The organism is Dolichospermum sp. LEGE 00246 (assembly GCF_015207865.1).
Taxonomy (GTDB): domain Bacteria; phylum Cyanobacteriota; class Cyanobacteriia; order Cyanobacteriales; family Nostocaceae; genus Dolichospermum; species Dolichospermum heterosporum.
The window spans coordinates 1-13886 of the sequence record NZ_JADEWA010000100.1; the positions used below are offsets into that span (position 1 = coordinate 1).

Genomic DNA, 13886 nt, shown 5'->3' on the forward strand with positions numbered 1-13886 from the left:
CAAAATTCTAGTTATTATGAAAATAAAATCATCAATCAGGAGTTTTAAGGGTCAGTAACCCAGCCCTAAAGGGACTGGGCTTGCAAGAGTAATCAAGCAAGCCGTACTGACCAGACCACCCTGAGCGGCTTGCCCTGACTTGTGCCGAGCGAAGTCGAGGTAGCGAAGTCGAAGGGAGTCGAAGGGTAGCCGTTATTTGAGTCACGACACCCTGGAATGCGTTCGTGCCGTCAGGCATAGCCAGTTCCCTGCTCTGTCGCTTGTGATTAAACAGTTCTAAGGTCACTGGAACAGTGTTGCAAGCTCAAGCAAGCTCTTATAACAGGTCAAGGCTAACATTACCCCAGAAATGGGAGTTGGTTTCCAGATTCCAATCAAAAATCTGGTTTCAATTTTAATATCCACAGCGGTTAAAACCGCTCGTGTAGTTTCCCTCTCAGGGAGCCAAGCCACGCTCGTTTCCCACTTACCGGGTATTCTTATGACAACTTTCCTGGATATAGACTATGAAAGGAAAAATTCCGAATTAAATCTCAGTTGTGAGGATTACAGCTTACTAACAGACCTTTATCAGCTAACAATGACAGCTTGTTATGTCGGTGAGGGTATAGAGCAGAAGCAAGCGAGCTTTGAATTGTTTGTCAGAAGCTTACCTGATGGTTTTGGCTATTTAATAGCTATGGGTTTAGCCCAAGCTTTGGAATATTTGACTAAATTCCGGTTTAATGACAGTCAAATTGCTGATTTGCAGTCAACGGGAATTTTTACCCACGCAAATGAGCGTTTTTGGCAGCTTTTGCGGGAAGGTTGCTTCACTGGAGATGTGTGGGCAGTTGCGGAAGGAACAGCGATATTTGCAAATGAACCTATGCTCCGAATAGAAGCACCCTTATGGCAAGCGCAAATAGTAGAGACATATCTTTTAAATACTCTGAATTATCAAACTCTAATTGCCACCAAAGCCGCAAGATTAAGGGATATAGCGGGAGAAAAAGCCACACTTTTAGAATTTGGTACACGCAGGGCTTTTAGTCCCCAAGCCTCTTTATGGGCAGCACGGGCGGCTTTGGCAGGTGGTTTAGATGGTACTTCCAATGTGTTAGCGGCGCTACAGCTAGGACAAAAACCAAGTGGGACAATGGCACACGCTTTAGTTATGGCCTTATCAGCTTTAGAAGGGAGTGAAGAACAGGCTTTTACGGCATTTCATCAATATTTTCCCGGTGCGTCATTACTAATTGATACCTATGATACCGTTGCTGCGGCGGAGAAATTAGCAGAAAAAGTCAATTCTGGAAAATTAGAATTATCTGGAGTCAGGTTAGATTCTGGGGATTTAGTTAGTTTATCAAAACAAGTGCGATCGCTCTTACCGAATATATCAATATTCGCCAGTGGTGATTTAGATGAATGGGAAATTAGCCGACTTAAACAAGAAGGGGCAGAAATTGATAGTTATGGATTAGGCACAAAATTAGTTACAGGTCAACCTGTGAATGGAGTTTATAAACTTGTAGATATTGATGGAATTCCCGTCATGAAAGAATCAAGTGGTAAATTCACTTATCCAGGTAAAAAACAAATTTTTCGATCCTTCTTAGATGGTAAAATACATAAAGATAGATTAGGCTTAACAGAAGAAAAATCTGACCATGAAAAATCTTTATTACAGTTAGTAATCAAAGCAGGTAAACAATTACAAACACCAGAAAATTTAACAATCATTCGTCAACGAACTGCGGCATCAGTTGCTAGTTTACCAGCAGAAACAAGAAGAATAGAAAATCCCACTTCCGTCAAAATTGAAATATCAGAACCATTACAGAAATTGACAAATAAAACGAAAAAAAGAGATAAATTAATATAATTTCTCTTACCTCTGCGCCCTCTGCGTCTCTGTGGTTCGTTTAAATTACTCTAAAAATTGCAAAAAAGCAGAATCAAAAATCATGAAAATAGCCTTATTTGGTACAAGTGCTGATCCTCCAACTGCTGGACATTTAATAATTCTCAGATGGTTATCTGAACGTTATGATTGGGTGGCTGTATGGGCGGCGGATAATCCTCTAAAATCCCAACAAACGCCTTTACCACACAGGGCAGCAATGTTAGAACTGTTAATTAAAGATATCAATGTTGCTAACCAAAATATTGCCTTAGAACAAGATTTGAGTAGTTGGAAAACTCTAGAAACTGTAGGTAAAGCAAAATTAAAATGGGGAGAAGATATTGAATATACTTTAGTAATTGGGGCTGATTTAGTCAATCAATTGCCGCGCTGGTATCATATTGAAGATCTATTACAACAGGTGCAATTACTGGTAATTCCCAGACCAGGATATATAATAGATGATTCTAGTTTAGAAAAAGTTAAACAAATCGGAGGACAAATTAAAATTGCAAATTTAATTGGTTTAGATGTTTCCTCTACCGCTTTTCGTGAACAAGGAGATATTAATACTCTCACACCTCCCGTCATTGCCTATATTCATCAACAGCATTTGTACGAATGCCAATACGTAACCAAAAAAAGATTCTAAACTCCATAAATCAACAACCTTTAGCTGACTTTAAAGTTGGTGTTGATAATGTGATTTTTTCTGTAGATACTGCTCAAAATCGGTTGTTAGTTCTCTTGGTCATGCGACAGCAAGAACCATTTTTAAATGATTGGAGTCTTCCTGGTACTTTAGTCCGTCAAGGAGAATCTTTAGAAGATGCTGCTTATCGGATTATGGCTGAGAAAATAAAGGTAAATAATCTTTATTTAGAACAGCTTTATACTTTTGGTGGTCCAAACCGTGACCCCAGAGAAAAAATTGATAGCTATGGAGTCCGTTATTTATCAGTTAGTTACTTTGCTTTAGTCAGATTTGAAGAAGCAGAATTAATTGCCGATAAAGTAGCGGGTATTGCTTGGTATCCCGTCAAACAATTACCACAATTAGCATTTGACCATAATGAGATTATTACCTATGGACATAGAAGATTAAAAAACAAATTAGAATATAGTCCTATAGCTTTTGAAGTGTTACCAGAAACTTTTACTTTAAACGATTTGTATCAACTATACACTACAGTTTTAGGAGAATGTTTTGCCGATTATTCTAATTTTCGAGCGCGGTTACTCAAATTGGGCTTTTTATCGGATACTGGCATTAAAGTATCACGAGGTGCTGGTCGTCCTGCAAGTTTGTATAGGTTTGATAAAGATGCTTTTGCACCATTTAAAGATAAACCTTTGGTGTTTATTTAAGGAATAATAGTTGAACGCAGATGAACGCAAATAGACGCAGATAAATTATGAAAATCGCTATCGCTCAAATTAATCCTATTATTGGTGATTTACTAGGAAATACTCAAAAAATCCTGGAAATGTCACAACAAGCAGCATCAGAAAATGTTCGTTTATTATTAACACCTGAATTATCTATTTGTGGGTATCCACCAAGGGATTTATTATTAAATCCTAGTTTTGTGGAATCAATAGATAAAACATTGCAAAAATTAGCTGAAGATTTACCCGCAAATTTAGCTGTATTGGTGGGAACTGTGGTTAAAAATTCCCAAGCGCACATTTCTGGAGGGAAAAATTTATTTAATAGTATGGCTTTATTAGAAAATGGCAAAATCCAGCAATTTTTTCATAAAAGGCTATTACCAACTTACGATGTTTTTGATGAAAAACGCTATTTTGAACCAGGACTACAAGCCAATTCTTTTAAATTAGATAATCTTCATATTGGTGTGACAATTTGCGAAGATTTATGGAATGATGAGGAATTTTGGGGTAAGCGGAGTTACGCAGTTAATCCCATTGCTGATTTAGCAAATTTAGGAGTTGATTTAACTGTTAATTTATCTGCTTCACCCTACACTGTTGGTAAACAACATCTGCGAGAAGCGATGTTAAAACATAGTGCAGTTAATTTTCAACAACCAATTATTTATACAAACCAAGTTGGCGGAAATGATGATTTGATTTTTGATGGACGGAGTTTTGCTTTAAATAAACAAGGTGAAATTGTTTGTCGTGCTAAAGGTTTTGTATCTGATTTTTTGACCGTTGAATTTAATGCCGATAAACGGGATTTACAATTAAGTCATATTTCCCCCATTGATGAATCTGAAGATGAGGAAATTTGGAATGCTTTAGTTTTAGGAGTTAAAGATTATGTGGGTAAATGTCGCTTTTCTAAAGTATTGTTAGGTTTAAGTGGGGGAGTTGATTCTGCTTTAGTTGCGGTCATTGCGACTGCGGCATTAGGAAAAGAAAATGTGATTGGTGTGTTAATGCCTTCTCCCTATAGTTCTGAACATTCTATTAGTGATGCTTTAGCATTAGCAGAAAATTTAGATATTCAAACTCAGATTTTACCCATTGGGGAATTAATGGAAAGTTTTGATAAATCTCTTGGTGAGTTATTTGCCGGCACAGAATTTGGGATTGCGGAAGAAAATCTCCAATCTCGCATTCGTGGTAATTTATTAATGGCAATTTCTAATAAGTTTGGTTATTTGCTTTTATCTACTGGTAATAAATCGGAAGTTGCTGTTGGTTATTGCACTCTTTATGGTGATATGAATGGCGGTTTATCGGTGATTGCTGATGTTCCTAAAACCCGCGTTTATTCCCTCTGTAAATGGTTAAATTCCCATCAACAAAAAGAAGTTATTCCCGAAAATATTCTCACCAAAGCACCCAGCGCGGAACTTAAACCGGGTCAAGTTGACCAAGATTCCCTACCACCTTATGAAATTTTAGATGATATTCTCGACCGTTTGATTCATCAACATCAATCAGCAGCAGAAATTATTACCGCAGGTCATGAACCAGCAATTGTGGATAGGGTATTACAATTATTATCCCGTGCGGAGTTTAAACGCCGACAAGCTGCACCAGGATTAAAAATCACCGACCGCGCTTTTGGGACTGGTTGGAGAATGCCTATTGCTAGTAGTTGGTCTGCATTGAGGAATATATGTATCTAAAATTGCTGATTTAGATCCCATATTCCGCACTTCATTTTGTAATATGCGAATATTTCACATCTTTTTCTTGACTGAGCTTTAGAGGATGTTTTAAAAGTGGTATTCCGTAATTTTCATCACATTGCTACCCCCCTTTACAAGGGGAAAGGGGGGAAACAATAAAAATCCCTAACCCTCCCCTTGTAAAGGCCCTTGTAAAGGGGAGGGTTAGGGAGGGGTAGAAAATATTGGGTAGAAAATATTTGATACATCAACCATAACTTTTCAAACACCCTCTTAAACTCAGTAACTTTTGTTTCTTATCTGTCCCCTGTTCCCTTTTTTTGTAATTAGGGAATGTTAAGTAATTGGACAAAAATATTTACAGTCATTGCGAGCGAAGAGAAGCAATCACAACCGTTGCGAACTGCTTGCAGCAGCGCTAGTTCCCTTCGGGACGCTCCGCGAACGCTATTGCTTCATTTCACTTCGTTTCATATAGCTAACGCCACGCAACACTTACGCAATGACATTGTGTAATTAATTCTGTCTCACTACTTATTGCTTAATAACTAAGTTCGTTCTCCTGGGATTAATTCCTTCTACATTTTTTCTACAAATTGATGGAACAATTTCTCTGATTTTCTTGCTACCCTCAAAGTAGAGTTCAAGTTCCAAACAACAAGGTGGCAAAAGATTAGCCGCTGTGTTGTATTAATCAAACTCCTCAGAAATAGAGAGTATGGGAGGGGAAATATGCTCAATGTTGTGCGTCGTAGTCAAATTATCGGTTCAATAGCCATAGATAGCTCGACATCTGCTCGTTTTGCTGAGTTAGAAGAAGTCTGGCTGGATGATTCCGGGCGTATTGCCTATTTTTCGGGTGAGGAAGCTTATTTGCCAGTACAGGGAATTGCTGGAATAGGTATGGGTGCGGTGTCAATTTATTATCATCCAGTGCCAGACATTCCAGACAATCTTCACCGCTTGGATCAAATTACGGTTGAATCTGCGCTGGGTGAAACTCAAGGTTGGGTGGAAGATTTTTTATTTGATTGGCAAACTGGAGAAATCGCCGCTTATATTGTGGCTGGAGAAATTGCAGTTCCTTTTGATGGACGCGCAGTTCTGTATCCCGAAGATATCCAGGAAATTAGCACCAATAAACTAATTATCCACGAAGGTGTTCAAGACCAACTTCAAGGAGAATCAGAAGGATTACAGGGTTTTTTGAGTGAGAAATCTCAACAAGTACAACATCTTGTACATATTATAGGCGTTGGCGTAGCCTGCCGAAGGCATCGCCTGCAACATCTCATTACCCCCAACGATAAACCCGAAGTTGTCCGCGTCAAAATTAAAGAAGTTAGCGACGAAGTGGCAGCTTCTACTGAGCATCCACATCACGCCTTAGAAGAGGCTACGGAGTTTTTACAAGAACAATGGCATAGTTTGCAAGAGAGTATTTCCCGTGCCAGCAAGCGCACAAAATCGGCTCTAGATGCAGCTTGGCAGCAAATCACCAAATAAGTAGGTTGGCGTTGAAAATTGTCGTTATGGCAAGGCAAAAGGCAAGAGGCAATAGGCAAGAGTGAAGAGGGTTTGGGCGATTTTACGTTTCTTTACACAGTTTGGTTTTATTGTGTTCACCTACTTAACGTCGTGATTATGGACAATTTCATCCTTTTTACAGGCACAGCTAACCCTGATTTAGCTGCCGCAGTCGCTCAAAAACTCAATATCCCCTTAGGTAAATCTGTAGTCGAACGCTTTCCAGATGGTGAGGTAAATGTACAACTCCTGGAGTCGGTACGCCAAAAGGCTGTTTTTATCCTTCAGTCCACAGCCCCACCTGTCAATGACCATCTAGTAGAACTTTTAGCTTTTACAGATGCTTGTCGGCGGGCTGCTGCCGCTCAAATTACGGCAATTATCCCTTACTTTGGCTATGCCCGTGCAGATAAACGCCAAGGACGACGAGAGCCAATTACTTCCAGTATGGTAGCTGAAGTATTACAAGCTGTCGGGGTTAATCATGTTGTCACACTGGATTTACACACCCCACAAATTGAAGGTTTCTTTCGGATTCCTGTAGATAGTCTGACGGCTGTACCCATTTTTTGTGAAGCTATCCGCCATCATTTGCCCCCTAACTTTGTAGTTGTATCGCCAGACACGGGGCGCGTCCAAATGGCAACCCAGTATGCTCAATGGCTGAATAGTGAGGTAGTGGTGCTACACAAACACCGCAAAAGTGGCACGGAAACAGCAGTGACTCGTGTTGTCGGGGATGTAAAAGATTGTTCCTGTTTAATAATTGATGACATGATTTCCACAGGCGGCACCCTTGCTAGGAGTATTGAAGCACTACTCACAGCCCAAGCCCGTCCAGAAATAATTATTGCTGCTACTCACGGGCTATTTGTTCAGGATGCACGGGCGAAATTAAGTCACCCCAGCATCGAGGCTGTTTTTGTCACAGACACCGTAACACCAAAAGAAACCGACTGGCAGCAATTAAAAATTGTCTCAGTTGCGCCTTTAATTGCTAATGCTATTCAACGATTTACGATCAAATCTCCGGACTCCATTAGTGATTTATTTTAATAAAGAGGTATAAAAATATGCTACAAAGATTCCGAAATCGGGCGCAAGCCGGTAAACTCTTAGCTGCCCAGTTAACAGAGTATGCCAATCGTCCAGATGTTTTAGTATTGGGGCTTCCTCGTGGCGGTGTGCCTGTGGCTTATGAGGTGGCAAAGGAACTTGATGCCCCATTAGATGTCTGCTTGGTGCGGAAACTCGGTGTACCTGGACACAAAGAACTTGCGATGGGTGCGATCGCCACCGGAGGGGTGCGTGTAATTAATGAGAATGTCGTTGATTGGTTGCGGATTTCCCCAGAAACTATTAATCAAGTAGCAGCTATCGAAATGCGGGAATTAGACCGCCGTAGCCATACCTATCGGGGTAATCGTCCCCTACCAAAAGTCAAAAATCATACCATTATTCTAGTTGATGATGGCATTGCTACGGGTGCTACTATCCGAGCAGCGATCGCTACATTGAAAAAGCAACAGCCCGGTAAACTGGTGGTTGCAGTTCCAGTTGCAGCAGCATCTACCTGTGAAGAACTGCAAGCAGAAGTAGATCAGGTTGTGTGCGTAATGATGCCAGAAGATTTGTGTGCCATCGGTATTTGGTACGAAGATTTTCAGCAAACAACCGACACAGAGGTATGTGAACTGTTAACAAGGCAAAAATTACTAGTAGCTAATAATTCGTAAATGGAGGTTGAGGTGATGGATAGAACATTAACACAGCATCCCCAAGAACATCTGGTGTCAGTGACAGCAGGTAAGGTTAACTTAGAGGGGAATTCGATGATTCCAAATGGTGCTATGGGTGTAGTATTGTTTGCTCATGGCAGTGGTAGCAGCCGGCACAGCCCTCGTAATCGCTATGTTGCCGGAGTCTTACAACAGGCGGGACTAGCAACTTTATTAATTGATTTGCTCACTGCTGAAGAAGAAGAAATTGATTTGCGAACCAGACATTTACGCTTTGATATTGGGTTGTTAGCATCACGGTTGGTTGGGGCTACAAATTGGTTACAACAGAACCCAGATACTTGTAACCTCAAAGTAGGTTACTTTGGTGCTAGTACAGGAGCAGGTGCAGCCCTGGTTGCTGCCGCAGAATGTCCAGAGGCAGTACAAGCTATTGTTTCCCGTGGTGGACGACCTGATTTAGCGGGTTCAGCATTATCTCATGTCAAAGCACCAACGCTGCTCATTGTTGGCGGTTACGATACGCCCGTAATAGCAATGAATGAGGATGCACTGGCACAGTTGCACTCAGTAAAACGGCTGGAGATTATTCCTAGAGCCACCCATTTATTTGAAGAACCAGGTAAATTAGCAGCAGTAGCACAACTAGCGAGTGAATGGTTTACGCACTACCTCAAGTAAAAGATTAAATCCTCTATTAACGTAAGTTGCTATACTATACTCAACACGGCTTAATTATTTGATTTAAGCGGGTAGGTGTAAAGCAAAAGCTCATTGGTGTCAACTTAAGCTCAAATCCCTACCACATCTCGTTCCTAGTCTCTGACTAGGAATGCAGTTGATGAGGCTCTGCCTCTAATATCATTGAAGGCAGAGCCTTCTAGAATTCATTCCCATACAGAGTATGGGAATGAGATGACTTGAGTTCTTTGCGGGATAGAGGTTTTACGTTAAGTTGACACCATTAAGCAGTGCTAAACCCCTACAAATCTAGGTTTTTCGTGATTTTACAAAATTCCAGGTTCCAACCGTTTTGAGTATAAACACGGGTGGGATATAAACTTTTACAAAATGACAAATAAGAGTAAGCTACAAAATAAACAATACCTTGTCCATTTCCTGTAGGTTGGGTTAAGCAACAGCGCAACCCAACGCTAATGTTGGGTTTCATGCTAATTGCTCCGCGTTCACGCAGTGTCCCGCAGGGATACGTTCACGTTCCACAACCCAACCTTGTATCTTAGAGGTATGTTAGAGGAAGTGGTAGACCGTCCCAAACTGCGTAGAGAAACGTAAAATCGCTGAAAACTTCTTTACTCTTGCCTATTCCCTGTTCCCTATTCCCTATTCCCCGTTCCCTCTTGCCTCTTGCCTCTTGCCTTGCTATAACAACAATTTTCAACGCCAACCTACTTAATGTGATCGCTTTCTCCCTATTTTGGAAATATTGCTAATTCGGTTTTGGGGTCAAAAAAATGCAGTTTCTCAGGAGTTAAAGATAGCCAAAGTTGCTCACCTATGGTGATGAATCTATCAGGTGGAATTCTTGCTTGTAAAGTTTGTCCGTCTAGATTTTGTAAATCAGGATCAGCAATTTTTACAGATAGAAAAGTGTCATTTCCTAAGTTTTCTACTGAGTCTACTTTGACTGGCAAATTTTTAGTAGCAGGTACACCCAAACTCAGGTGTTCTGGACGAATACCCAACATTAAAGTTTGTCCGTCATAAGATTGCAGTGCATTTCCCCAAACAGATGAAAGCGTGAAGCGGAAATTAGCATGAGTAATTAATAAAGGTGCATGAAATTCCACCGGGATAAAATTCATGGGTGGAGAACCAATAAATTCAGCCACAAAACGATTCGCAGGACGGTTATACAGTTCTAAGGGTGCTGCAACTTGCTGTATTTTACCTTCTGACATAATCGCAATGCGATCGCCCATAGTCATAGCTTCAGTTTGATCATGGGTGACATAAATCGTCGTTGTTCCCAACTGATGTTGCAATTTGACAATTTGGCTGCGGGTTTCAGCCCGTAACTTAGCATCCAAATTAGATAATGGTTCATCCATTAAGAATACCTGGGGATTACGAGCGATCGCCCTTCCTAATGCTACCCGTTGTCTTTGTCCCCCAGAAAGTTGTTTCGGTAAACGATTTAACAAAGTTTCAATTTGTAACAAACCTGCAACTTTTTGCACCTGTTGATCAACAATTCTTTCTTTTGGAGAAATATAGCGCAATCCCACGGGTAACTTTTTTGTCAATCCTACCAGTAGATTTTCCCCCCATTGAGTCAGTCTTTTTTTCCCAGCTTCCTCATCTGGAAACTGACGACGTAAGCCAAAAGCGATATTGTCATATACAGTCATGTGGGGATAGAGTGCATAACTTTGAAACACCATAGCGATGTCTCTGGCTTTGGGGGGTAAGTCATTAATCAAGCGAAGCCCTGGAGGCGCACTAGCGCTATCGCCTACCCAAATATTACCACCAGTCATCACCTCCAAGCCAGCAATTAACCTCAGCAGCGTACTTTTACCGCAGCCGGAGGGTCCCACCAGCACCATAAACTCACCATCAGCAATGGTTAAATTAATCCGTCGCAAGACACTTACACCATCTGTACCGTCTTGTTGCGCTTTTGCCCCTTCCCCACCGCGACTGGGAAAACTTTTATAAACGTTTTCTAATACAACTTGTGCCACGAGAATTCACTTTAAAATTTATTAATTTATAGAAGCGGAAAATTTCCACCCATACACTACCATATTATACATTGTTTCCCAAGACCAAGATCCCCGACTTCTTCAAGAAGTTGGGGATATGATTGATTTTAGCAATTCTTGAATTTGTTGATTAATAATCCTGACATCAAAACGTTCACTAGCACTAATTCTGGCATTATTGGCAATATTCGCAGTTTTTACAGATTCTTGCCGACAATTATGAATCACCTGGGCTAATTTTTGAGGTTCTCCAGGTGTGACTAAAAAGCCATTAATTCCATCTTCCACCAATTCCATAGCACCACCAGCTTCAGCCGCAATCACAGGTTTACCGCACAGCATAGCCTCAACAATAACCCTACCAAAAGGTTCAGCCGCAATAGAAGTATGGGTAATTAAATCACACATTGTCATTAATTGGGGAATATCCGCGCGAAAACCTAAAAAATTGACTCGATTTTCCAGTCCCAATCCAGCAACCTTTTGGTGTAAATCCTTGACATATTCCTGTTCACCAAATAAAGCATCACCAACTAAAATTACTACCACATCTTGTGGACATTGGGAAAGGGCATCAATTAAAATATGCTGTCCCTTCCAAGGAGAAAGACGGCTGAAATGTCCAATTACAAACTTGCCTTCCAACCTGAGATGTTCTCTTAAATTTCTAACTTCTAATTCATCAACTTCATAATTTTTCGCCGCAAAGCCATTATAAACAACCCGAACTAGATCTGATTTTCCTCCAGCTTCTAAAAATGCCATCTTACTAGCTTGAGAATTAGCAATCACCAAAGCAGCACAACGATTAATTAAATTAACAGCAACTCGTAAATTAGTTTTACTAAAATGTTCTAAAGAAAGAATATCATGTAAATGATAAACCAAAGGACGACGAGCCAAGAAACTAGCTACCGCCCCCACGACTAAAGCCTTTTGAGTATTAGCATAAATTAAATCATATTTCCTTGCTCGTTGCACAACCTGAGTAATTAAAGGAACTATTTGCCCTAAACTACCTAATGCTTGAAATAAACCACTTTGTTTACCAACTTTAATGGCTTGAGTTGTCAAAACCTCCACTGGGACTTGATTTTCTTCAAGTAGCTTTCTAAAATTACCATCTGCAAATAAACCAACCAGAGCATTTTCACCATAAGGTTTAGCAATATCAACTAAACACAACTCAGCACCACCGGGTTTACCACTTTGGTCTAAAAATAGAACTTTCATACAATTTTTATCATCAATTTAAGAGGGTGTTTGAAAAGTTATGGTTGATGTATCAAATATTTTTTACCCCTCCCTAACCCTCCCCTTGTAAAGGGGAGGGAACTGGATTTTTATTGTTTCCCCCCTTTACAAGGGGAAAGAGGGGTAGCAATGTGATGAAAATTACGGAATACCACTTTTAAAATATCCTCTAAGTAGGTGAACACAATAAAACCAAACTGTGTAAAGAAACGTAAAATAGCCCAAACCCTCTTCACTCTTGCCTCTTGCCTCTTGCCTCTTGCCTTTTGCCTTGCCATAACGACAATTTTCAACGCCAACCTACTTAAGCTAAAATAACTTGCCGTACCTGTTGGGCAATATTTGTCCAATCATAATTTTTAATCGTGTAATGACGACATTCTTCCCTAGCAGGTAAAGGCAGTTTTCCTAGCAAAACTTGTGCTAATTTATCAGCAATACTTTCCACAGTAATCGCCTCAGTAATTAAATCTGGGGAAAATTTCTCTAAGATTTCTGGCATTCCCCCCACAGGAGTACATAAAACAGGAGTACCACAGGCTAAAGACTCCACAATAGCTAATCCAAAACCTTCAAAAGATTGACTCGGCATCACAGTTAAATCCGCCGCTTGATAAGCCACAGGTAAATCATTTTCTGGTAAAAAACCTAAAAATTGCACATTGTTTTCTAAACCCAATTCTCTAGCTTGTTGTTGTAGTAAAGCTTGAATATGTCCCCGACCAGCGATCGCTAACCAAACGTCAGGAATGCCAGATTTAATCATAGCTACAGCTTGCAATAACTTATCAATTCCCATGCGATGAACTAAGCGCCGGGAAGTAAATAATATTGGACGATTCCTTGGCCACCCTAGTTTGATTCTAGCCTCTTGACGCGAGAGATTATTCTGAAAATGATTAATATCAACTCCACCGGGAATGATATGAATTTTATCCCAGGGAATTTGGTATTTTTGATGGAGAATCTGACCAAAAGCTTTACTAAGAACAATAAAGCGATCGCACCGATTATAAGTGCTTTGTTCTATTATTTGTTCCTTTAACCAAACACTAAATTTCTGATTAACTACTTCTTCCTGACTTTCCGAAGCCCAAGGCCCATGAAAATTAAAAGTAACCGGTACTCCTTTAGGCAAAATATCTAAAATCGGAAAACTATATAATGCAAAATGCAGATTAATTGCATCAGGTTTACCTAATCTTGTTTTCTGGAAATTATTACGAATTGACCACAACCTAGCACCAATCTTACTATCTGGACAAGCTAAATTAGTTAACTTAATTTGTGTATTTTTAGCATCTATAGGTAAACCCACACCACATAATTCTACCTGGTCTTGAGATGCCGCTAATTGATGAGTTAGTTCATAAATATACCGTTCCAATCCGCCAGGATTATTAGGAAACCAACCCGTACCTAAAGTTAGAATAGATGCCGATGCTGAACTTAACTTCATATCTTTACTCTTCACGTAATTATCTTCCTTGTGATAGATAAATTTAAATTAGTGATTTTGATTTACGCTTTTATTTATGTTACCGATGCCAAAATAATTTATTTTCCGCATGATCCTTTAATACGACGCTGAGAATCAAAACCAGTTTAAATATAAAAATTATTCCATTTCCACAAATAAAAT

At 40.0% G+C, this 13886-nt stretch carries 11 protein-coding genes; 8 read left to right on the plus strand and 3 right to left on the minus strand.

Translation table 11 applies throughout. The annotated features are described in order from the left end of the window. Positions 1–481: 481 nt before the first annotated feature. The 8 genes from IQ228_RS09440 to IQ228_RS09475 all read left to right on the plus strand — a co-directional run bounded on the left by IQ228_RS09440 (position 482) and on the right by IQ228_RS09475 (position 8942). Entirely contained in the window at positions 482–1867 is a 1386-nt protein-coding gene (locus IQ228_RS09440) for a nicotinate phosphoribosyltransferase (RefSeq protein WP_193962723.1), read from the plus strand. Positions 1868–1949: 82 nt separating this feature from the next. Continuing rightward, positions 1950–2540 (plus strand): nicotinate-nucleotide adenylyltransferase, encoded by a 591-nt coding sequence (locus IQ228_RS09445; protein WP_193962724.1) that lies wholly within the window; start codon positions 1950–1952, stop codon positions 2538–2540. After that, positions 2510–3256, plus strand: a complete 747-nt coding sequence (locus IQ228_RS09450) for an NUDIX domain-containing protein (protein WP_027404132.1) — start codon at positions 2510–2512, stop codon at positions 3254–3256. The genes IQ228_RS09445 and IQ228_RS09450 overlap by 31 nt, the downstream gene beginning before the upstream one ends. Before the next feature lie 47 nt (positions 3257–3303). Continuing rightward, entirely contained in the window at positions 3304–4992 is a 1689-nt protein-coding gene (locus tag IQ228_RS09455) for an NAD+ synthase (protein ID WP_193962725.1), read from the plus strand. Positions 4993–5727: 735 nt separating this feature from the next. Then, positions 5728–6501, plus strand: a complete 774-nt coding sequence (locus IQ228_RS09460; protein WP_193962726.1) for a photosystem reaction center subunit H — start codon at positions 5728–5730, stop codon at positions 6499–6501. Positions 6502–6639: 138 nt separating this feature from the next. Further along, positions 6640–7578 (plus strand): ribose-phosphate pyrophosphokinase, encoded by a 939-nt coding sequence (locus IQ228_RS09465; protein ID WP_193962727.1) that lies wholly within the window; start codon positions 6640–6642, stop codon positions 7576–7578. Positions 7579–7595: 17 nt separating this feature from the next. Then, a complete protein-coding gene (locus IQ228_RS09470) occupies positions 7596–8258 on the plus strand; it encodes a phosphoribosyltransferase (protein ID WP_193962728.1) in 663 nt (220 codons plus the stop codon). A 15-nt stretch (positions 8259–8273) separates the two neighbouring features. Further along, on the plus strand, positions 8274–8942 hold the full coding sequence (locus IQ228_RS09475; RefSeq protein ID WP_193962729.1) for a dienelactone hydrolase family protein: 669 nt from the start codon (positions 8274–8276) through the stop codon (positions 8940–8942). 752 nt (positions 8943–9694) lie between these two features. Here the strand turns inward: IQ228_RS09475 and IQ228_RS09480 are convergent. The 3 genes from IQ228_RS09480 to IQ228_RS09490 all read right to left on the minus strand — a co-directional run bounded on the left by IQ228_RS09480 (position 9695) and on the right by IQ228_RS09490 (position 13718). After that, the gene (locus tag IQ228_RS09480; protein WP_039200873.1) at positions 9695–10969 is read right to left on the minus strand and encodes an ABC transporter ATP-binding protein; all 1275 of its coding nucleotides are present in this window, start codon (positions 10967–10969) and stop codon (positions 9695–9697) included. 102 nt (positions 10970–11071) lie between these two features. Further along, positions 11072–12223 (minus strand): glycosyltransferase family 4 protein, encoded by a 1152-nt coding sequence (locus tag IQ228_RS09485; protein ID WP_039200875.1) that lies wholly within the window; start codon positions 12221–12223, stop codon positions 11072–11074. A gap of 325 nt (positions 12224–12548) precedes the next feature. Continuing rightward, complete coding sequence (locus IQ228_RS09490) at positions 12549–13718, minus strand: glycosyltransferase family 4 protein (protein WP_193962730.1); 1170 nt, start codon at positions 13716–13718, stop codon at positions 12549–12551. Positions 13719–13886 lie beyond the last annotated feature (168 nt).